The organism is Psychromonas sp. KJ10-2, from assembly GCF_047323255.1.
GTDB lineage: Bacteria > Pseudomonadota > Gammaproteobacteria > Enterobacterales > Psychromonadaceae > Psychromonas.
Window position 1 is genome coordinate 2,749,986 of sequence record NZ_CP178827.1, and the last position, 22,249, is coordinate 2,772,234.

Here is a 22,249-nt window from a genome sequence, read left to right on the forward strand (position 1 = left end):
ATTTACCTTAAATATATGCAAGCTAGCTTAGCCTACACCTTGAATTTTGAGGTTACTGACCGCATATTATTAGTTCCTTCTCAGATAAGATGAATGCTATGACTACAATAAAAGATTCAAGTTTATTAAAAACAGATGGCCTTCCTTTGTTTAGCCAACTACAAATCGCTGAAATTGAGCCGATTGTTAAACAAACTATTGCCGATAATAAAGCCTTAATTGAACAGAAATTAGCTGAGTTAGATACCTACACTTGGGATAATTTTGTTGCCGTATTAGATGAAGCTGATGATCATTTAGGCAAGCTTTGGTCCCCAATCTCACATATGAATTCAGTAGTGAGTAATGATGAATTACGCGCTGCACACGACGCTTGTCTTGGTCTATTTTCAGAATACGGCACTTTTGTAGGCCAACACCAAGGTTTATATGAAGCTTACCTAAGCATTGCTAATAGTGATGCATTTACAGAGTTAACTGGCGAACAGCAAAAAGTCATTGAAAATGAATTACGCGACTTTAAATTAGCGGGTATTGCTCTAAGCGAAGAAAAACAAAAACGCTACGGCGAGATTAAACAGCAACTTTCGCAGCTACAATCAACCTTCAGCAATAATGTTATGGACGCAACACTCGCGTGGAGTAAATTAGTGACAGATCAAGATCTGTTAGCGGGTTTACCAAAAACAGCTATTGCAGCAGCTCAACAAGCAGCACAAGAGAAAGAGCAAGAAGGTTACCTATTTACGTTAGATTTCCCAAGTTACTTAGCGGTCATGTCCTATGCTGAAAATCGTGAGCTGCGTGAAGAGATGTACACTGCGTTTGCAACACGTGCTTCTGACCAAGGTCCGAATGCCAATGAGTTTGATAACAGTGAGATCATTGAACAAATCCTGGCATTACGCCATGAACTCGCGCAGTTACTAGATTTTAATGATTACGGTGAATATAGCTTAGCCACTAAAATGGCTGATGAGCCGGATCAAGTCATTGACTTCTTAACCCAGCTTGCTGAAAAATCAACTAAACAAGCTGAAAATGAAAGAGATGAAGTACTTGCTTTTGCACGTCAAAAAGATGGGTTAGAGACGCTAGAGTCATGGGACTTAAGCTATTATGCTGAACTGTTAAAACAGCAACGTTACCAAATTTCCGATGAGCAATTACGCCCTTACTTCCCGGAAAGCCGTGTTGTTACTGGGTTATTTGATGTAGTACATCGTTTGTTTGATTTAACCATTAAAGAATCAAAAGACGTTGATGTATGGCATCAAGATGTACGTTTCTTTGAAATCTATAACCGCCAAAAAGAGCTAGTGGGTAGCTTCTACCTTGACTTATATGCACGAGCACACAAGCGCGGTGGTGCTTGGATGAATACTTGTCGTGGTCGTCGTCGTAAAGTAGATGGTAGCTTACAGTTACCTGTTGCTTACCTAACTTGTAACTTCAACAAACCAGTGGGTGGACAAGAAGCGTTATTTACTCATGACGAAGTAGTGACATTATTCCATGAGTTTGGTCATGGTATTCACCATATGCTAACTAAAGTTGAAGCATCCGGTGTTGCTGGTATTAATGGCGTAGCATGGGATGCTGTTGAGCTACCAAGTCAGTTCTTAGAAAACTGGTGTTGGGAGCCTGAAGCATTAGCCTTAATTTCTGGACATGTTGATACGGGTGATACTTTACCATCTGATTTATTGAAGAAAATGCTTCAAGCTAAAAACTACAATAGTGCTTTACAAATGGTCCGTCAGCTTGAGTTTTCACTGTTTGATTTCCTATTACATCACCAATATCAAGCCGGTGAAAAAGGTCAGGCTCAAAAAGTGTTAAGTGAAGTGAGAGCTAAAGTGGCAGTGATTAATGCACCTGCATTTAATCGCTTCCAGCATAGCTTTAGCCATATCTTTGCTGGTGGTTATGCGGCTGGTTACTACAGCTACAAGTGGGCTGAAGTATTGTCTGCTGATGCCTTCTCACGTTTTGAAGAGAATGGTATCTTTGATGCGGAAACAGGGCGTTCTTTCTTGAATAATATTCTTGAGAAGGGGGCAGTGAAGCGCCAATGACCTTGTTTAAAAACTTTATGGGGCGTGAACCATCGATTGATGCGCTATTACGTCACTCAGGCATTCAATAAGCTTAGTTAGTTTCTAGTAGTCATTAAAAAAGGGCTTGTCGTTTACCACGACAAGCCCTTTTTGTTTGAATCAGTTGATTGGTATGGTTATTACCACTCAATGCCCGCTTGCGCTTTTACGCCATCTTTAAAAGCATGTTTTTCAGCTAGGATCATGCTGTAAGTATCAACGGCATCGATTAACTCTTGTTTTGGACCACGACCAGTTAATACTACATTCATATCACGAGGGCGGTTTTTAAGTGCGTCTAGCGTTGGTTGTAGTTCAAGGTATTGGTATTTAAACATATAAGTGATCTCATCTAGGATCACTAACTGGTAAGAGTCATCAGCAAGCAATTCTTCCGCTTTTTTCCAAGCTTTCTCGGCACTATCAATATCATTCTGGCGGTTTTGAGTTTCCCATGTAAAGCCATCACCCATGGTGAACCAATGAACATTTTCGTGGCTGTTGAAAATTTCTCTTCACCCGTCGACATTGCACCTTTTAGGAACTGTACAACAGCGACTTTATGACCATGACCTAAAGATCGCGCTAACATACCAAAAGCTGAGCTACTTTTACCTTTACCTGGCCCGGCTAATAAAATGCTCACACCACGCTCTTCTTTAGCAGCGGCGATCTTTTGGTCTTGTTTCTCTTTTACTGCTTTCATTTTCTTTAAATGTTTTTCTTCTGAAATTTGGTCAGTAGCCATGTTGTGTTCCTTATCAATAATATAAAGCCGCTTAAGCAGGCTTTTCAGAGTGGAGTTGCATGATGCACTCCACTTTGGCGATTTCATTCATATACTGTAACTAATCATACCTGAAATATTCAAGGCAAGCAGTACGGTCAGGCTATTGAGATGAACGTATTAAAAGTTTTATTTAACATATTTTAGTCAAATCGCCCGTTAAATCAGGTCTGGCTATTGTAATCTATAATGATTTACATAAATAATGTTACCTCCACTCTCGTTTATATCGATTTAGGCGTGTCTTATTTATCTGTTTCTTGATGAGGTTATAATGAAAAAATGGTTCATTATAAGTATCTTAACCTTAGTGATCCTGCTGTTAGGGAGTACTTACTTTGTTGGTGTTCAAGTAGAAAAACCTTACATGAACAAGTCACGCAACTGGATAGCCCTGATGTGGATGTGCAGTTATTAAGTTATCAAAAATCATTTTTCCACGCTAAGGCAGACTTTAAAGTATCAATTTCGATGCCAGAGCGTCCACCCTTAGAGCTCAATATGACCTCTGATATTACCCATTATCCCTACAAAGCCAGTTCTGTGAATCAAATGCAGTTAGTAGATAAGCAGTTGCAGGAAACATTGAATAGTTTTTTCCAAACAGAACATTGGTTTAACTCAAAAGAAGAGATCAACTTGTTAGGTAAGGTGCAAGGTAGCTTATCTTTGCCTAAAGGTGTTTATCAAGCAGCACAAGAGTCATTAGAAACAGGGGCGTTAACATTAAATTATGATTATGACCTGAATAACCATCACAGTGACTTGAATTTACAGTGGGGTGGTTTTCATGGTGTTGTTGATAATGAACATTTTGCCGCTGATGATATCGCTATTTTTGCTTCTTTTATCACCTTAGAAGCAGCGCACTTAGTAGACTATCAATATCAGGCTAGTATCGATCAGTTTCAATTTGAAGCAGCAGGTAAAAAACTAGCATTACAACAAGTTAATTTAACGGGATCTAGTACCACCACAGACGACAGATTAAGTTTAGACAGCCAGAATGATTGGCAGATAAAAACCATCCATAATGGACCGCAGGTATTTACTGATAGTGAGTTTTCACTCGCCTTAGATAAACTAAACCTTGCTGCATTAAGTCATTTAAAAAGAAACCTTGATGATCCTGGGTTAATGCATCAAGCATTTGCAGATTTAGTTAGCCTTGGAGTGGATGTTCATATTAAGAAACTAACTTCTAAAACCCCGTGGGGAGAAGTGAATGCTAACTTATCAATGGATATCCAGCCTAACGTAGGATTAAAAAACGTAATGAATAACCCTTTGATGTTAATTGATTACAGCAATGGTTCTTTGGATATGAGTTTACCTCAGGCACTACTTGGTCAATCAGACTTTACTGGCCTGTTACAAGTGGCATTAAGCAATGGTATTTTAGCCCAACAGCAAGGTAAGTTAAGATTACAGGCAACCCTGGATAGAGGTGAATTAACGATTAACGACAGAGTGATACCGATGTAAAATGAATAGGCGAATAAGCTTTGTTTAACTGGTTATTCGCCGTCTATTTTAACGTAAATAAGGATTACTTTTTTGTTCTTGACCAATCGTCGTGGTTGGACCGTGACCAGGGTAAATTAAGGTATCCTGTGGCAATGTTAGCAACTTTTGTTTAATACCTGAGATCAATTGTTGGTGATTACCGCGCGGAAAGTCTGAACGTCCTACCGCACCATTAAACAAAATATCGCCGACAATCGCCTGTTTACTTTTAGCATCAAATAATGCGATATGGCCCGTGTGTGTCCTGGGATATGTAAAATATCTAATTTAATATTCCCAACTTTTAGTTCTTCACCTTCTTCAAGCCACTTAGTTGGTTCAAAGCTAGTGGTGTGAGGAAAACCAAACATAGTGCTTTGTGTTTCGAGTTGCTGTAACCAAAACGCATCTTCTTTCTCTGGCCCAAGTACTGGAATATCTAACTTGGCGAGCAGTGCTTCTGTGCCACCCACATGATCTAAATGTCCGTGCGTTAAAATAATTTTATCTACGGTGACATTGTGATTTTTAATCGCACTTAAAATACGTTCGCTCTCTCCGCCAGGGTCAACAATCGCTGCTTTTTTAGTTTCTTCACAAATCAGTAAACTGCAGTTTTGTTGGTAGGGGGTAACGGGAATAACCACGACTTTCATTGCAAATCCTTATACTTAACTATATCGAATATGCACATTATTTTACCTGCTTGAAATAAAGAACACACAATTAAATTGTTGGTAAAAGTGTGATAAATCATCTTAGGTGGTCTTTTTCAGCACAATGACCGTAATCTTTGTGTGTTTTCCTTTTACTGAAAACATCGTACTATCGACTACCTATAAGAGAGAGGAAATAGCATGAGCAAATTTGAAAAGCCATCACAGGATGCATTAAAAGCGCAATTAGACGAAATGCAATACCAAGTGACTCAATTGGAAGGGACTGAACCACCTTTTAACAATATTTACTGGGATCACCGTGAAGAGGGCATCTACGTGGATATCGTCTCTGGCGAACCTTTGTTTAGCTCTCTAGATAAGTTTGATGCACATTGTGGTTGGCCAAGCTTTACGCAGCCGATTGAAGATATCGAATTAACTGAAAAAGTGGATACTAAACTATTTTCACAACGTACAGAGGTGAGAAGTGCGCAGGCAGACTCACATTTAGGACATGTTTTTGACGACGGTCCAGCACCAACTGGGTTACGTTATTGTATTAACTCTGCATCATTACGTTTTGTAAAAAAAGAACAGATGGCAGAGCAAGGTTATGAGCACTTATTAAGTTTGTTTGCTTAACCTAAGAGCTGCTTACGCTCATTGATAGTAAGGGTTGACGATTATTGTAACGAGCGTATTGCTCAGCAAGTGTGATAGGTAACTGCTCAGCGGGCAATAATTGAAACCCTAACTGCTGATAAAACCCTTGTAGGTGTGGATAAGGGAAACAATAAACGGTTTCCGTCTGCAAGCTTAAAACATATCGGATTAGTTGGCTGGCTAATCCTTGCTGACGATAAGTAGGATCGCAGGCCACACCCGTTAATAACAGGTTATCATCAACTGCTTTTAATCTCGCGGCACAGACTATCTGCTTTGCCTTTACTACAAACACCTGCTCGCTTTTATTGGCTACTCCTTTTTTATAAACCTGCTTATAAAATTGATTCACTAAAGGGATTTGTAGTTTGTCTAATTGGCTGCATTGAAATGCCTTCACATCCATCGAAAATCCTGTTTATTTGTTTCAAGTGCTTGATAAGGTATTATGAATATCAGAACGCTTAGTTAAATTAATACCATAAAGGATTATCATGATTGAAAAAAACAGCTCACTCAAGGCCTTTAATAGCTTTTCAATTGATGCTGAGGCGCATCTACTCTTTCACTTTACTAACTTATCTCAGCTTTCTGAGTTATTAGCGTTAATTAAACAAACAAGAGAAGAGAGTCGACCTATATTGGTATTAGGTGGTGGTAGTAACACGCTATTTTGTGAAAACTTTGATGGCTTAGTGATTAAAGTGGAGCTAATGGGCATTCAACAAACAGAAACATCAGCGCATTATTTATTAGAAGTTGCTGCAGGTGAAGACTGGCATCAGCTCGTTGAACAAACAGTAGAGCAAGGAATCAACGGTTTAGAAAATTTAGCGCTGATCCCTGGTGTGGTAGGTGCTGCGCCTGTGCAGAATATCGGTGCTTATGGCGTTGAGCTTAAAGATTTCTGCGAACAAGTGGATTACATCGACTTAATGGACGGCACGCTGCACTCCTTAACTAACGAACAATGTAAATTTGCTTATCGAGACAGTATCTTCAAAGGTGAATTAAAAGATCGTGTATTAATTACCTCGGTTTCGCTGAAACTGCCTAAACAATGGCAAGCACATTGCCAATATGGCCTGCTACAAGGTTTAAACGAAACGGAAGAGTCAGTTAGCGCCTTGCAAATATTTGATAGTGTTTGTCGTATCCGTACAGAAAAACTGCCCGATCCGAAAGTGTTAGGCAATGCCGGTAGTTTCTTTAAAAACCCCATTGTCAGTGAATATTTAAGTGACCAGCTATTATCTCACCATTCAGATATGCCACATTACCCACAGCCAGATGGCAATGTGAAACTAGCGGCAGGTTGGTTAATTGACCAATGTGGTTTAAAAGGCCATAAAGTGGGTGGTGCAGCGGTACATCTACAACAAGCGCTAGTGCTGATTAATGAAGATGGCAGGGCCACGGCAGAGGATGTTATTGAGTTAGCTTGGTTTGTTAGAGAGCAAGTATTACAGAAGTTTGCAGTATTATTAGAGCATGAAGTGCGATTTATTGGCGCACAGGGTGAAACCAACTTATTACAGGTTACGGGCAATGTCTGAATTAAATGAGAAAGGCAATAAACTACTGGCTTTGTTAGCAGATGGTGAGTTTCACTCTGGTGAAAAAATTGGTGAGTTATTAGGAGTATCAAGAACCTCAGTAAATAACTACATTAAAGCATTACAAGAGATTGGCTTAGATATCTACAAAGTTACCGGCAAAGGTTATTGTAGCGCAACACCGCTCGCTTTGTTAAACCAGCAAGTGATTCGTGATATTAGTGGGGTGGCGAACGTCCATGTTGAGCAGATCCTACCTTCTACTAACGAATATTTATTAGATAAAATCCCCAATTTAGCCAATGGTCAAACCTGCATTACCGAGTGCCAAACTGCTGGTCGAGGCAGACGTGGTAGACAATGGGTTTCACCATTTGCATCACACCTGTATTTTTCCATGTATTGGCGCTTAGAGGCGGGTATTGAAAAAGCTTCTGGTTTAAGTCTGCTGGTGGGGATTGCAGTGGTTAATGCACTTGAGAAGCTGGGGATTCAAGGAGTAGGGCTAAAATGGCCTAATGACCTCTATTACCAAGGCAAAAAGCTGGCTGGTATATTGATAGAGCTAAATGCACAAGCCTCTGAGGCATGCCATTGTGTCATTGGTATTGGCATAAATATTAGAATGCCAGCACACCAGGCGGATGCTATCGATCAACCTTGGACAGACCTTAATACGATCAACGCACAACCCGTCGACCGTAATCAGTTATCTGCATTGTTAATCACTGAGTTACAGAGGTTATTAGCAGATTATGAAGTAAAAGGCTTAGCGCCGTTTTTAAAACGTTGGTTTGAGCTAGATTGCTTCCTAAACCAAGATGTTAATTTGATCATGGCTGACAAAGTTCAAAAAGGAATTTGTCGAGGAATCAATGAACAGGGCGCATTGCTATTAGAGGTTGATCAACAAGTCACGCCTTACATAGGTGGTGAAATATCACTGCGTTTGGCGAATAATTAGACTAAATTAACGAAATTGATTTGTTTTTAAGCAAACAAACAAAAAACTGTGTTTTTTTGCTAATAAACACTTGCAAGGCAAGCTCAAGTTCTTTAATATTCGCGGCACTTAGACAGCGCCGACTTAGCTCAGTAGGTAGAGCAACTGACTTGTAATCAGTAGGTCACCAGTTCGACTCCGGTAGTCGGCACCATCTAAGTCCTGGAGGGGTTCCCGAGTGGCCAAAGGGAACAGATTGTAAATCTGTCGCGAAAGCTTCGGTGGTTCGAATCCACCTCCCTCCACCATATTTTATCTCACTTGTCACAGTGAGGCAGTAGAGAACAATGCAATAGCATTGTTTTTTGCTATGTAGTTTACGCTACTGATGCGGTATTTGCGGGCATCGTATAATGGCTATTACCTCAGCCTTCCAAGCTGATGATGCGGGTTCGATTCCCGCTGCCCGCTCCAAGTATTACTACTTTAAAACCAAGCACTTATGCTTGGTTTTTTTGTTTCTGGTGTTTCAAAAATAAAATTTGTGGCCATTTTGTGGCCAATTTGTGACAGCAAGTTTTAAAGTTTTGTTTTTTGATGTTCACTCTCTGATTCAAAAATCTCACCAACAGACACATTCAAATATTTACAAAGTTGATCTACAACTTCTAATTCAACTCTTGTTGCTGTTTCATTATATAAGCGAGTAATTGTTCCTCGATTAATGCCAGTATCTCTTGCTATATCTGCAATTTTTAGTCTCTTACTTCCCATTATTGTGGATAGATGACACTTCAAAATAACCTCCAATGTTTAAAAATGTTCTATAGCGAGTTAAAAAGCCTTGCAATGACAAATTTTAATGCTATATTTTAATCTCCTAAAGAGCATTGTGCTCTTTAAGATGTAATTTTGAATATTAGGAGATTGTACGATGAATATTACCTATATGACAACATCTGAGTTATCAGAACGTATCAAATATGATCAACGCACTATTCGTGAACAATTAAAGGATTCGGTCTTGTTTGAAGGAGTGCATTACATCCGCCCATTCGGAGGAAGAAAAATTTTATATATATGGGAGCGAATTGAAGAAGAAATGTTACATGGTATTTCACTTAACTCATTAACAGCAGGAATGTAATTATGGGAAACATTAGCGCAAGAAGTGGAAAGTTAGTTGTAGAGTTTCGAAATCAAGGTATCAGGTGTAGAGAGCAAACAAAGTTGTTGGATACTTCTGTAAATCGTAAACGTATGGAGAAACTATTGAAAATAATCGAAGCTGAAATCGTACTTGGTACTTTTGATTTTTGTAAGTATTTTCCAGATTCAAAGCGAGCTGCAAAATTTGAAGAGCTTAAACTGCGAAAACAGCATGCATCACTTCACTTTAGCAGTGTTGATGCACCAACAGTAAAAGAGTTTTCTGTTATTTGGTTTAATGAAAAAGCCATTGAATGGCGTCAAAGCCATAAGGAATCTATCGAAGGTATCTTAGAGTCTCACATTCTTCCAGCGTTTGGAAAAATGAAGATCAGCGTCATCAAAAAGCAAGATATCTTAACTTTTCGATCTGCTCTCGCCAAAGTTCAGGGTCGAAAAGGAAAAGTACTGTCACCATCGCGCATCAATCATATTATGACGCCCTTAAGAATGCTGCTTGCTGAAGCCGCCGATCGTTATGAGTTTACGACACCTTGGAAAAATATAAAAGCGTTAAAAGTACAACGTACGGAAGTTGACCCTTTCTCTTTAAATGAAGTTGATCGACTTATAAATACCGCTCCTGACGATTTCAAATCTTATTACACGGTGCGTTTTTTTACTGGATTGCGAACGGGTGAAATTGATGGCCTTCATTGGAATAAAGTTGATTTAGATAAGAAGCAGATCTATATCGACCAAAGCCTTGTAAGAGGGGTGATGACTGATGCTAAAACTGATGGCTCCAATCGCATTGTTCAGTTAACAGACCGTGTTGTTGAGGCATTAAAAGTACAAAAGAAAATGACGCAACATCTAGGTCCATTTGTGTTTTGTAAAAAAGATGGGAAACCTTTTAATTATCAAACCATCAGCCGTGTCGTCTGGGAGCCGATGCTAGAGCGGTTGAAACTTAAATATCGCAATCCGTATCAAACCCGCCATACCTATGCGACCTTGTTATTAGCAGCTGGTGAATCACCGGAGTGGATAGCTCAACAGATGGGGCATAGCACTACAACCATGCTATTTCGTGTCTATTCGCGTTATGTGCCAAATTTAACCCGACAAGATGGTAGTGCTTTTGAACGCTATATTGAAGAGCAAGGAGATGAAAATGCTTAGTTTAGTTGACCACCCAATGATGCAGCATATAGATACTAAAATAGATCAACATGAACACTCCTTATCGAAATTACAGGTTGAACGTATTAAGATTTCAAAGGAGTTAATGAGTTCAACTTATAACGTAGCTCGACTTATCTGTCAGAATCTTAATATTGTTGAGCACGACCGCTCAGTTGCTTTGCTATGTGGATATGAATACCTAAGTAATATCCAAATAGTGGAACAGTGGCTATTAGAGCAATTGGTTGAACTTAATCAAAGCTATTTTACATGCCCTGTTAGTGAACTACAGAACCGCTTTTTGATGCGATTAAACAGCTTACAGCAAGATGCGTTCTTGTATTAGATTGTTTCTAATATGATTGTGGCTAGATTCAAGCTCTGAGTCTAGCCACAATTTAACTTTTCTATATAGCGACATAGATAACTATTCAGTCAATTACCTTTCTTACCTAAACCAACACGAGAAGTAATTACAGTGAGCAATATATTTGTAGTATTTTTGTAAATCATGCTCTAACTTTTTAAAAATAATAATTAAATTGTGAAAAATAGATGATGAAATCATTATGATTGCATGGTAAGTTTACAAATTATTTCTTACATATTGGAATGGATGTATTGCAATTAGATTCGCTAACTCACGCACAAAAGGAACGCCTCGCGTTTATCGACTTTAGCCTTCAATATTTTGGGCAAGTTGCTCGTGCAGATCTCATTCAACATTTCAAAACGGGTTTGGCTGCTTGTACTCGGGATTTAACCGCTTACCGCGAGCTAGCACCAAAAAATCTTAAACTATTCCATCAAACAAAAAACTACCATCGCACTGATACTTTCGAACCTATTTTTGAACATAATCCTGAAGCAATATTAACAGGGCTTTGTCGTGGCTTTGGTGATGGTTTGTCTAATGGCATACAGGCAAGTGAGCATTGTGTTGATGCAACTAGACTTGTTCATCCTAAAAGCGAAGTGATAGCGACACTTATGCGCGCTATCAATAGTCAACAAGCAGTTGCATGCGAATATGTGTCATTAAGCTCAGGGAGAAGTAAACGAGAAATAGTGCCCCATGCAATCGTCAATAATGGTCATAGGTGGCATGTACGTGCATTTGATAGAAAATCGCAAGAGTTCCGTGACTTTGTCTGTACGCGATTACAAAAAGTGTCTGAAATGAAACAGCATGCAGTATCAAATAGAGAAAGCATAGCGTTAGATAGTCACGAGTTAAGAGCCAGTGACCGACAGTGGAACAAAATCGTAAAGATAATTTTAAAACCACATCCCTCAATCAAATATAAGCAAGCAATAGAGCTTGATTATGGTATGACTAATGGCGAATCAAACCTTGAAGTAAGAGCTTCAATACTTGGTTATTTACTTAGACAATGGAATGTTGATTGCACTAATGATGCATCACTTCAAGGTAAGGAATATCAATTGTGGCTGAGTAATGTTAGTCATGTAAACAAAGAATTAGCGAACATTGCAAACCTTGCAATTGCACCGGGTTATAAACAAATTTAAACACATTAAATAGAAACGAGAGCCTCGTTTCCACTAGGAATAAAATGGATCACAGCGCACATAACAAACTTATCTCTTTTATCTGGTCAATTGCTGACGACTGTTTGCGTGACGTATACGTACGAGGAAAATACCGTGACGTAATTTTACCTATGGTGGTGTTACGCCGTTTAGATACCTTACTTGAGCCCACTAAAAAAGCGGTGCTTGATGAAGTTAAGTTTCAAGTTGAGGAAATGGAAGCCACAGAGCTTGATGATGCGCCGTTAATTGATGCCGCAGGTTATGTGTTTTACAACACCTCTAAATGGACATTAACCAGCATTAAAGAAACCGCAACTAATAACCGCCAAATTATTTTGGCGAATATTGAAGAATACCTAAACGGTTTCAGCGCCAACGTTAAAGAAATTATCGAATGCTTTAACCTAAAATCTCAATTTCAACATATGGCAGGTAAAGATGTATTACTTGATGTATTAGAGAAGTTTGTTTCTCCGTATATCAACTTAACGCCCGATGAAGTTGAAGATCCTGAAGGTAATAAACTGCCAGCCTTAAGTAATTTAGGTATGGGTTATGTGTTTGAAGAGCTCATTCGTAAATTTAATGAAGACAACAACGAAGAGGCCGGTGAACACTTTACCCCACGTGAAGTAATTGAATTAATGACTCACCTTGTATTTGATCCTATCAAATCCGATTTACCACTAACACTTACTGTTTATGATCCTGCTTGTGGTAGTGGCGGTATGCTTACCGAAACGCAAAACTTTATTAATGAAAACTACCCAGTAGAAAACACCACCCGCGATATTAATTTATACGGTAAAGAAATCAACGACGAAACCTACGCTATTTGTAAGTCAGACATGATGATCAAAGGCAACGATCCTAAAAACATCAAAGTAGGCTCAACCCTTTCTACTGATGAGTTTGCCGCTCAACGCTTTGATTTTTGTTTATCTAACCCGCCGTACGGTAAAAGCTGGGCAAGTGAGCAAAAGCATATTAAAGAAGGCTCAGACGTTATCGACTCACGCTTTCAGGTCGTGTTAAAAGATTACTGGGGTAACTTACCAAAAGAAGGCTTTGTTGATGCCACGCCACGCTCATCAGACGGCCAATTACTGTTCTTAATGGAAATGGTTAGCAAGATGAAATCAACTGCTACCAGCCCATTAGGCTCTCGCATTGCATCGGTTCATAATGGTTCAAGTTTATTTACCGGTGATGCAGGATCAGGCGAAAGTAACATTCGCCGCTATATTATCGAAAACGATATGTTAGATGCCATAGTGCAACTACCCAATAACTTGTTCTATAACACAGGTATCACGACCTATATTTGGTTACTGAATAATAACAAACCACAAGAGCGCCAAGGCAAGGTACAGCTTATTGATGCTAGCTTATTATTTAAAAAGCTACGTAAAAATTTAGGTAATAAAAACTGTGAGTTCTCACCAGAGCATATTACTGAAATTACTCAAACCTACCTCGATGCAGCAAGTGTTGAACGCCAATTAAACGACAATAATGATCCAACAGGAATTGCCGCTAAAGTATTTAATAATGATGACTTTGGTTATTACAAAGTAAACATTGAACGCCCAGACAGACGTAGTGCTCAATTTAAAGACGAACTTATTGCACCGCTGCGTTTTGACAAAACCCTGCGTGAGCCAATGGATCACCTGTTTACAGAATATGGTGACAAGGTTTATCAAACAGACTTTTTTACCGCTAACGATAAAGCGATGGAAAAAGAAATTTTTGGTTGGTGTGAAGATAACGACATTAGCTTAAACGCGAAAGCGAAAGCCAAGCTACTATCAACCGATACTTGGCTAAACGGTAAATTATTGGTCGAGCTTGCCAATAAGCTTGCCGAAACCATTACCAAAGAATATAACGATTACAACCTGTTTAAAGCTGATGTTGAAGCCCAATTTAAAGACGTTTCGGCTGATGTATTAGCAGATATTAAACCAAATAAACGCAAAGCCTTTTACACCACAGTGGTTAATGCCATGAGTTGGTACGATGAAAATGCCGAAAAAGTCATTAATAAAGTGGTTAAGTTTAAGCAAGATAAACTCGATGAGCTTTTGCATCACTTAGGCTGTGAAGCAACTGATTTAGCTCACTTTGGTTATTACGCTATTCAAGGTAAAAAACTAGAATTCATCACTTATGAATCAAGTTCTGATTTACGTGATACTGAATCTGTACCGCTAACTTATAACAAAGGTAGTGATAGAGATAACTCTGAAATTCACCAATATTACCTTGATGAAGTTAAACCGCATGTAACCGAAGCGTGGATCAATTTAGACAGTACTAAAATTGGTTATGAAATTAGCTTCAACAAGTACTTCTATCAACACAAACCACTGCGCTCAATCGATGAAGTTGCCACCGATATAATCGACTTAGAGCAAAAAGCAGAAGGGTTAATTGCTGAAATACTTGGGGTAGAGAGCATAGGTGTTGATATCGCTAAAGTGCAAGGGGAGTAATATGGCTGAATTAGCTTCTATGGAGAAATATGAGTCATATAAAGACTCTGGTGTTGATTGGTTGGGCGATATACCAAGTGAATGGAATTTATTACCTTTGAAGTACAAACTTAAATTTCATACTGGCGGAACCCCATCTTCTGGTAGTGCAAGTTTTTATAATGGTGATTTACCTTGGGTAACAATTTCGGATCTAGACGGACGTCAAACGAGAAGAACACATTACTTATCAAAAGCAGGTGTTAGAGCTGCAAACATTCCTTTATCACCTAAAAATAGTCTTTTATACAGCTTTAAACTTTCAATTGGTCAAGTAGCGTTTTCACATGTGGATTTATACACAAATGAGGCAATAGCATCTTTTATACCTAACGATGGAATAAATCTAAATTACTACTTTTATGTGTTACCAATATTTCTTGAGCATAATGCTGAAGTTAATATTTATGGTGCCAAGTTACTAAATCAATCACGTATTAATAATGCAACTATCCTTGATATAAGTGAAGCGGAACAAACCGCCATTGCCAATTTCCTCGATAAAAAAACAGCACAACTTGATGAAGCGCTTGCTATCAAGGAAAAGCAAATTGAGCTGTTAAAAGAGCGCATGCAAATCATCATCCAACAAGCGGTAACTCAAGGCTTAAATTCAGAAGTACCAATGAAAGATTCAGGCGTCGATTGGATTGCTGAAATTCCTGAACATTGGGAAGTTAAAAGAGCAAAATATCTTTTTAGTGAAATAGATGAACGCTCTAAAAATGGTGATGAAGAACTGTTGTCAGTATCTCACTTAACGGGGTTACTCCTCGATCTGAAAAAAGCGTTACTATGATTGCTGAAGATTATAGCGGCTCTAAAACGTGCCAAAAGAACGACTTGGTAATGAATATTATGTGGGCATGGATGGGGGCTATGGGTGTATCAGACCGCCCAGGTATTGTGAGTTCTGCTTACAGTATTTTTAGACAAACACCTTTGGAGACATTTAATCCTATTTACCTTGAATGGTTGATGAAAACAGTTGGTTATATCGAGCATTACAACAAAGTTTCAACAGGTTTACATTCCTCAAGATTACGGTTTTATTCTCGTATGTTCTTTGACATGGAAATCGGTTATCCAAGTCGAAATGAGCAAGATGAAATAGTTACTCATATCGAAAAACAATCTTTCAAGATTGATGAAGCTGTTGAACTACAAAAGAAACAAATTGAAAAACTCAAAGAATACAAAACCACGCTGATTAACAGTGCTGTAACAGGAAAAATTAAAGTACCAGAGCTGATGGTGGATAGGTGATTATGACTGAAAAGAAAGTATACAAAATTTTCTGTGATGAAAGCTGCCATCTACAGCATGATGGTGCCGACATTATGGTGTTAGGTGCGCTTCATTGTACTGCTGAAAAAGCCATACAGTTAAACAAACACATTAAGTGGTTACGCCATGAGCACAATTATCATAATGAACTGAAGTGGACGAAACTGGTAACTAAGCAGTGGCCGTTTTACAAAGCATTGATTGATCTTGTTATTGATACCGATGAACTTAGGTTTAAAACAACCGTTGTTCAACAAAAAAACAAACTTAATCATGACCAGTACAATGCCGGTTCTCACAATAATTTTTACTACAAAATGTTTTATTACACCCTAAGAGATTTTCTTGAGGTAAATGGTCAATACCGAATCTATTTAGATTATATGGATACCTTAGGTGGCGAAAAAGTAGCTGAACTTTGCCGCGTATTACAAAACTCAACTAACTGGCATTTAGATGTAGATGCGTTTGTCATTCAGTCATATGAGGCACAATTGATTCAAATTTGTGATTTATTGATTGGTGCTGTGTCTTATCAAAATAGAACGGATATAGAACACAGTAGTGAAATTAAACAAAAAATAGTTGATTACTTGCAGCAAAGACTCGGCTATCCATTAAATATTAATACCCCACCGTGGGAAGCTAAGTTTAATATTTTCAGATTTATGCCAAGGAGCGTGTAATGTTAAATGCTCCATTAAATTTGACTGGGCATAATGAGCCGGATGTTTTTGACCATCTTTACCCATTTTTTGAGCGAGATTTTATTACTGTTGATACTTATATTAATAATCAAATTTATGTTGATCCCAAAGGGCAAGGGATGCGTGATGGAAAAGAAGAAGTATTTTGGCATATTACAACTAGGGAAAAGTTGAAAACCGTCAAGCAAGGTAAGCAAATGGTGAAAATTAAAACAAGACCATTTGATCCTGATAGAGCGGCAAGAATTTCGTGGATAAAACCTATGCTAGTAAATCATTCAGATCCATGCATTAAGCTTTTTTATAGAAAAGAAACAAAAGGTAAGAAGCCTGTAAGATTATATTTTTGGGCGCATCAGCATGACTTTGTTGTAATTGTTCAAAAACTGGGAAATGCGGACTCTTTCTTAGTCACTAGCTTTTATATTACAGAGGTATACAAGCGAGATTCTTATGAAAAATGGTATACAGAATATACTCAGGGAAATAAACCTGAATTATTAAATTGTGAGTGGTTTTAAGAAAAGGAATGATCGCCAATTATGGACCGAGGCGATACGGTCACCTCTTTCTACGCAATGGTAGGTGAGCGAGGGCATTGTCCTGTAATTAACCATTGGTTGTCAACATATAATTTTAAACTTATATGTCTAAAATGTTATTTAATTGAAAAATAAGGATGTTACATGTCAGTAATAGTTGCAAGTTATACCTTAGCGTAGTTATTCAGTAAAAAGAGTATTGTGAGTGCTGATTACACTGAAATTCATTGCGAATTTGCCATACCTGAATATCAGTGCCCTTATTGAAAAGAACAAAGTGATTGGCAAGAATATCAAATAAAACAGCATCAGAAAAAATGTTAAGTAAGTTAGCAGTACATTGTGGTGATAAGGAATAATTATGGTTAGTCAAACAAACGAACAAGCGTTAGAAGCTGCGATTGAAAAATACTTAACAGGTACGTGCTTAGAAGATTTAAAATCAGGCGTTCAGGAAGTTGTACCTGGTTATAACAGTGCTATGTACCAGCTAGGCTATCCTGCTGATTTTGATATGCATTACGCCTTGGATATCAAGTTCTTTTGGCAGTTTTTGCAAAACACTCAAGCGCAAGAATTAGAAAAACTTAAGAAAAATAGCCCTAATGATTGGCAGCGTAAAGTACTTGAACGTTTTGATAGACTGATCAAAAAACATGGTATTTTGCATTTACTTAAAAAAGGCTTAAGTTTTGATGATGCGCATTTAAATCTGATGTATCCAGCACCATTAGCTAGTAGTAGTGATTCTGTTAAACAGAACTTTAATGCCAATATATTTAGTTCAACTCGTCAACTAAGGTATTCAAAAACTAATCCGTTACAAGAAATTGATATGGTGCTGTTTATCAATGGTATTCCGCTGATAACACTAGAGCTGAAAAATGCATGGACCGGCCAAAATGCTCGTTACCATGGTCAAAAGCAGTACCGTAATGATAGAGATACTTCGCAGTCGTTATTGCAGTTTGGGCGTTGTTTAGTGCATATGGCTGTTGACACTGACGAAGTATATATGACTACCAAATTAGCTGGGAAAAGTACCTTCTTCCTACCATTTAACAAAGGTAATAATCATGGTCAGGGTAACCCTCCAAGTATGCATGGTCACAAGACAAGCTACTTATGGGAAGAAGTATTTAGTAAAGCTAGCCTAGCCAACATCATCCAGCATTTTGTGCGATTAGATGGTACTAGCAAAGATGACTTGAAAAAACGAACCTTGTTCTTTCCCCGTTATCACCAAATGGATGTTGTTCGACGCTTAATTGATCATGCTTCAACTAATGGTGTCGGTCACACATATTTAATACAGCACTCTGCTGGTTCTGGTAAGTCAAACTCTATCACTTGGGCGGCTTATCAGTTAATAGAAACGTATCCAGTTAGTCCTGATATTCAAGGTAGCAAAGGTATAGAACAACCGTTATTTGACTCAGTTATTGTGGTTACGGATAGACGATTACTTGATAAACAACTTAGAGATAACATTAAAGAATTTTCTGAAGTTAAGAATATTGTTGCTCCTGCATTTAAGTCATCGGAGTTAAAATCTGCCTTGGAAAATGGTAAGAAGATAATCATTACTACTATCCAAAAATTCCCATTCATTATTGATGGCATTAGTGATTTAAGTGATAAACGTTTTGCAGTCATTATTGATGAAGCACATAGCTCTCAGTCAGGCTCTGCACATGACAATATGAACAGAGCGATGGGTAAAACTGAAGTAGAGGAAGCTGAAGATGCGCAAGACAAGGTATTGCAAGCAATGCGATCACGTAAAATGCGAGGCAATGCTTCATATTTAGCTTTTACTGCAACACCTAAAAACTCTACATTAGAAAAATTTGGTCAAAAACAAGAAGACGGTAGTTTTAAGCCTTTTCATTTATATTCAATGAAGCAAGCCATTGAAGAAGGTTTCATTCTTGATGTTATTGCCAATTACACTACCTATAAAAGTTATTACGAAATAGAAAAGTCAATTCAAGACAATCCTGAATTTGATACTAAAAAGGCGCAAAAACGTTTACGTGCCTACGTTGAAACCAGCCAACAGACCATAGACACCAAAGCTGAAATAATGCTTGAGCATTTTATTCCACAGGTAGTAAATACTAAAAAGTTACGTGGGAAAGGCAAGGGTATGGTGGTAACACAAAACATAGTTACTGCAATACGATATTACAAAGCAATAAAGCGGGTACTTGAAGAGCAAGGGAATCCATTTAAAGTGGCGATTGCATTTTCTGGTACAAAAGAAGTTGACGGTATCGAATATACAGAAGCTGAAATGAATGGCTTTGCAGAGAGTGAAACTAAAGATAAGTTTGACACTGATGAATATCGTTTATTAGTGGTTGCCAATAAGTATTTAACGGGGTTTGATCAGCCAAAGTTATGTTCAATGTATATAGATAAAAAATTAGCTGGAGTTCTTTGTGTTCAAGCACTATCGCGTTTGAATCGTTCAGCACTTAAATTGGGCAAAAAAACTGAAGACTTATTTGTATTAGATTTCTTTAATAGTGTAGAAGAAATCAAAACAGCATTTGATCCATTTTATACTTCAACGACTTTATCTGAAGCAACAGATGTAAATGTATTACACGAGCTAAAAGATGCGATGGATGATATTGGCATTTATGAATGGTACGAAGTTGAAGATTTTGTTAAGCGCTACTTTAATAATGAAGACGCTCAAACCTTAAGCCCGATAATTGATACTGCGGCTAATCGATTTAATTTTGAGTTAGAACTAGAAGATGACGATAAAGTCGATTTTAAGATCAAAGCTAAGCAATTTGTGAAGATTTACGGACAAATGGCTTCAATAATGCCTTATGAAATTGTTGCGTGGGAAAAATTATTCTGGTTTCTCAAGTTCTTAATTCCAAAATTAATCGTTAAAGATCCCAATTCAGAAAAGCTTGATGCATTATTAGATTCTGTAGATTTGAGCTCTTACGGCTTACAGCGTGTAAAACTTAATTATGGCATTGGCTTAGATGACGGTGAGACAGAATTAGATCCTCAAAATCCAAACCCTCGCGGTGCTCATGGTGGTGATGATGAAAAAGATCCATTAGACGAAATCATTAAAAACTTTAACGAAAGATGGTTTCAAGGTTGGAGTGCAACACCTGAAGAGCAGAAAGTTAAATTTATAAATATTGCCGAAAGTGTGAAAAATCACCCAGATTTTGAAGCTAAATACCAAAATAATCCAGATCCTCATAATAGAGAATTAGCATTTGAAAAAATGCTTAAAGAAGTCATGCTAGCAAGGCGTAAAGATGAGTTAGAGCTGTATAAGTTATTCGCTGGAGATAGTGCATTTAAAGCCTCATGGACACAGAGTATGCAGCGTAGTGTAGGTCTTTAAAGTTTGGGTGCTGTTAACTTAACAGCTCCTCAATCAATTGTGCGATAATCTGCTGATGAAAAATTTAAATATCTATGCAGGTTATCGTTATCCTGCCCAAATCATCAGTCACGTAGTTTGGCTTTATCATCGATTTACACTTAGCTTTCTTGATATTGAAGAATTGCTTGTGGCCAGATCTATCATTGTTAATTATGAAACGATTCGTCAGTGGTGCAAAAAGTATGGATCAATATATTGCAATCAAATAAAAAAGAGCCGTGTTTAGGTTGACTTAATGCAGTGAGAAGGTGGGAATGACGAGTAAGAAATTTTTGTCTGAAAAAGTTGTTAGAAGGAATTACACCACATAATGTACATGATGATGAGCTAGCTCCTATATCATTTGATGAGTTTGGAACTGAGTTGTCGGAAACTGAATACAAAATGGCGATGAAGAGAATTGAGCATATCTTTGATGCAGTTCCAAACACACAAGAAGGCCATGAAATTGAAAAACTAATTTTACTTGCTGAAGCTTATGAAAATAAGCATGTGTTAGTTTGAAACTAAAAATAAATGGCTGCATATATTTCTATAAAACAATTAAACTTATTTTACTTTAATTTTTATCGAACATTAAATCTGATAGGGGACTTCTTACACAATTTGCCCCAGCCTGTAATACATGAGTATAAATTTGTGTGGTACGGATATCTGTGTGTCCTAATTGTTCTTGAACCGTGCGAATATCTGCACCGCGTTGTAATAGATGTGTTGCAAAAGAATGGCGCAAAGTATGGCAAGTAACTTGTTTATCAAAGTTTAACTGACGTGCTGCATTTTTTACTGCTTTTTGTATATTACTTTCATGAATATGGTGCCGTCTTAAGTTTGCTGTACCAGGTTCAAATGAGAGTCGTGAAGAAGGAAATAAATATTGCCACTTTAATTCTTTAGCAGCATTTGGATATTTTCCTGCTAATGCATGTGGTAAATAAACTCCTTGAAAATCGACTCTTTGCATATCTTGCTGATAAAATAAATTAACTTTAGCAATCTGATTTTGTAATTGCTCTATTAACTCTGGTGCTAATGTGACGCTGCGGTGCTTTCCTCCTTTTCCTCGCCAAATATTTATTGATAAATAATCAAAGTTAATATCTTGAATTCGCAAGTTAACTGCTTCCATTAATCTTAATCCACTACCATAGAGAAGGTAACAAGGTAATGTTACTGAGCTAGGTAGAGAACTCAGTAATAAACTCACTTCTTCAAGTGTTAATACTACAGGTAGCTTTGGCTGTGTATTCGTCCTTTTAAAATTAAGCTTTAATGTTAACGGTTTATCTAAAAATTCGCGATATAAATACACTAGTGCATTTAGTGCTAAGGCTTGTGTTTTGGGGGCAACTTTTTTTGTGTTGGCAAGATATGAAAGGAAGGACTCTACTTCATGATCATGGCACTCAAAGGGATGTTTTTTATTATTAAAGTAAATATAAAATTTAATCCAATATAAATAAGCCTTAATAGATTTTTCAGCATAGAATTTAACTCGCATGCTTTCTGCTACAGCATTTAAAAATGGAGACTTCATTTATTTCTCTCCTTTAATTTTTTATATGTTTTTATATACAGTGTAGTCGGTATTCCATGTTTTTGTTGTTAATGCGGACTTTTTCCACCTATCTGCATGATA

At 37.7% G+C, this 22,249-nt stretch carries 18 protein-coding genes, 3 tRNA genes and 4 pseudogenes; 20 read left to right on the top strand and 5 right to left on the bottom strand.

The genetic code is table 11. The features are described 5' to 3' along the window. Positions 1–98 precede the first annotated feature (98 nt). Positions 99–2,149: pseudogene (prlC, locus tag ACLKL2_RS13350) on the top strand (oligopeptidase A). 90 nt (positions 2,150–2,239) lie between these two features. On the opposite strand, the pseudogene cobO reads toward prlC, so the two are convergent. Continuing rightward, positions 2,240–2,934 (bottom strand): annotated as a pseudogene (cobO, locus tag ACLKL2_RS13355) (cob(I)yrinic acid a,c-diamide adenosyltransferase). A gap of 234 nt (positions 2,935–3,168) precedes the next feature. Here cobO and ACLKL2_RS13360 point away from each other — a divergent pair. Further along, entirely contained in the window at positions 3,169–4,371 is a 1,203-nt protein-coding gene (locus ACLKL2_RS13360; protein WP_413692067.1) for a DUF945 family protein, read from the top strand. Between the two features lie 48 nt (positions 4,372–4,419). Here the strand turns inward: ACLKL2_RS13360 and ACLKL2_RS13365 are convergent. Further along, a pseudogene (locus ACLKL2_RS13365) lies at positions 4,420–5,048 on the bottom strand (MBL fold metallo-hydrolase). Positions 5,049–5,249: 201 nt separating this feature from the next. On the opposite strand from ACLKL2_RS13365, the gene msrB reads away from it, so the two are divergent. Continuing rightward, positions 5,250–5,693: a peptide-methionine (R)-S-oxide reductase MsrB gene (msrB, locus tag ACLKL2_RS13370; protein WP_425475316.1), complete on the top strand. Its 444-nt coding sequence runs from the start codon at positions 5,250–5,252 to the stop codon at positions 5,691–5,693. A 1-nt stretch (position 5,694) separates the two neighbouring features. On the opposite strand, the gene ACLKL2_RS13375 is transcribed toward msrB, so the two are convergent. Beyond that, positions 5,695–6,120 (bottom strand): GNAT family N-acetyltransferase, encoded by a 426-nt coding sequence (locus ACLKL2_RS13375; protein ID WP_413692069.1) that lies wholly within the window; start codon positions 6,118–6,120, stop codon positions 5,695–5,697. Positions 6,121–6,208: 88 nt separating this feature from the next. On the opposite strand from ACLKL2_RS13375, the gene murB reads away from it, so the two are divergent. The 5 genes from murB to ACLKL2_RS13400 all read left to right on the top strand — a co-directional run bounded on the left by murB (position 6,209) and on the right by ACLKL2_RS13400 (position 8,687). Then, positions 6,209–7,270, top strand: a complete 1,062-nt coding sequence (gene murB, locus ACLKL2_RS13380) for a UDP-N-acetylmuramate dehydrogenase (protein ID WP_413692070.1) — start codon at positions 6,209–6,211, stop codon at positions 7,268–7,270. Further along, positions 7,263–8,234 carry a bifunctional biotin--[acetyl-CoA-carboxylase] ligase/biotin operon repressor BirA gene (birA, locus tag ACLKL2_RS13385; protein WP_413692072.1) on the top strand — a complete coding sequence of 324 codons (972 nt, stop codon included), beginning with the start codon at positions 7,263–7,265 and terminating at the stop codon, positions 8,232–8,234. Before murB ends, birA begins: the two co-directional genes overlap by 8 nt. A gap of 117 nt (positions 8,235–8,351) precedes the next feature. Beyond that, positions 8,352–8,427 (top strand) — tRNA-Thr (locus ACLKL2_RS13390). 10 nt (positions 8,428–8,437) lie between these two features. Beyond that, a tRNA-Tyr gene (locus ACLKL2_RS13395) sits at positions 8,438–8,521 on the top strand. Between the two features lie 91 nt (positions 8,522–8,612). Continuing rightward, positions 8,613–8,687 (top strand) — tRNA-Gly (locus tag ACLKL2_RS13400). Between the two features lie 105 nt (positions 8,688–8,792). Here the strand turns inward: ACLKL2_RS13400 and ACLKL2_RS13405 are convergent. Beyond that, positions 8,793–9,011 (bottom strand): helix-turn-helix domain-containing protein, encoded by a 219-nt coding sequence (locus ACLKL2_RS13405; protein ID WP_413692073.1) that lies wholly within the window; start codon positions 9,009–9,011, stop codon positions 8,793–8,795. A gap of 136 nt (positions 9,012–9,147) precedes the next feature. On the opposite strand from ACLKL2_RS13405, the gene ACLKL2_RS13410 reads away from it, so the two are divergent. From ACLKL2_RS13410 to ACLKL2_RS13460, 12 genes and pseudogenes are all read left to right on the top strand, one after another. Beyond that, positions 9,148–9,360 (top strand): hypothetical protein, encoded by a 213-nt coding sequence (locus ACLKL2_RS13410; protein WP_413692074.1) that lies wholly within the window; start codon positions 9,148–9,150, stop codon positions 9,358–9,360. Positions 9,361–9,362: 2 nt separating this feature from the next. Then, a complete protein-coding gene (locus tag ACLKL2_RS13415; RefSeq protein WP_413692075.1) occupies positions 9,363–10,547 on the top strand; it encodes an Arm DNA-binding domain-containing protein in 1,185 nt (394 codons plus the stop codon). Continuing rightward, complete coding sequence (locus ACLKL2_RS13420; RefSeq protein WP_413692077.1) at positions 10,540–10,896, top strand: hypothetical protein; 357 nt, start codon at positions 10,540–10,542, stop codon at positions 10,894–10,896. The genes ACLKL2_RS13415 and ACLKL2_RS13420 overlap by 8 nt, the downstream gene beginning before the upstream one ends. 266 nt (positions 10,897–11,162) lie before the next feature. Further along, entirely contained in the window at positions 11,163–12,083 is a 921-nt protein-coding gene (locus tag ACLKL2_RS13425; protein ID WP_413692079.1) for a WYL domain-containing protein, read from the top strand. Between the two features lie 44 nt (positions 12,084–12,127). Next, positions 12,128–14,605, top strand: coding sequence for a type I restriction-modification system subunit M (locus ACLKL2_RS13430; RefSeq protein WP_413692081.1), 2,478 nt, complete (start codon positions 12,128–12,130; stop codon positions 14,603–14,605). Between the two features lies 1 nt (position 14,606). Further along, complete coding sequence (locus tag ACLKL2_RS13435; RefSeq protein WP_413692082.1) at positions 14,607–15,443, top strand: restriction endonuclease subunit S; 837 nt, start codon at positions 14,607–14,609, stop codon at positions 15,441–15,443. Further along, positions 15,440–15,910, top strand: coding sequence for a restriction endonuclease subunit S (locus ACLKL2_RS13440; RefSeq protein ID WP_413692083.1), 471 nt, complete (start codon positions 15,440–15,442; stop codon positions 15,908–15,910). The genes ACLKL2_RS13435 and ACLKL2_RS13440 overlap by 4 nt, the downstream gene beginning before the upstream one ends. 2 nt (positions 15,911–15,912) lie before the next feature. Further along, the gene (locus tag ACLKL2_RS13445) at positions 15,913–16,617 is read left to right on the top strand and encodes a DUF3800 domain-containing protein (protein WP_413692084.1); all 705 of its coding nucleotides are present in this window, start codon (positions 15,913–15,915) and stop codon (positions 16,615–16,617) included. Beyond that, positions 16,617–17,159: a hypothetical protein gene (locus ACLKL2_RS13450; protein ID WP_413692086.1), complete on the top strand. Its 543-nt coding sequence runs from the start codon at positions 16,617–16,619 to the stop codon at positions 17,157–17,159. Before ACLKL2_RS13445 ends, ACLKL2_RS13450 begins: the two co-directional genes overlap by 1 nt. 382 nt (positions 17,160–17,541) lie before the next feature. After that, the gene (locus tag ACLKL2_RS13455; protein WP_413692087.1) at positions 17,542–20,568 is read left to right on the top strand and encodes a type I restriction endonuclease subunit R; all 3,027 of its coding nucleotides are present in this window, start codon (positions 17,542–17,544) and stop codon (positions 20,566–20,568) included. 55 nt (positions 20,569–20,623) lie between these two features. Beyond that, positions 20,624–20,830: pseudogene (locus ACLKL2_RS20265) on the top strand (IS6 family transposase); the annotation flags it as partial. 65 nt (positions 20,831–20,895) lie between these two features. After that, complete coding sequence (locus ACLKL2_RS13460) at positions 20,896–21,114, top strand: hypothetical protein (RefSeq protein WP_413692089.1); 219 nt, start codon at positions 20,896–20,898, stop codon at positions 21,112–21,114. Positions 21,115–21,169: 55 nt separating this feature from the next. Here ACLKL2_RS13460 and ACLKL2_RS13465 read toward each other — a convergent pair whose 3' ends face one another. Next, entirely contained in the window at positions 21,170–22,147 is a 978-nt protein-coding gene (locus ACLKL2_RS13465) for an integron integrase (protein ID WP_413692090.1), read from the bottom strand. Between the last annotated feature and the right edge of the window lie 102 nt (positions 22,148–22,249).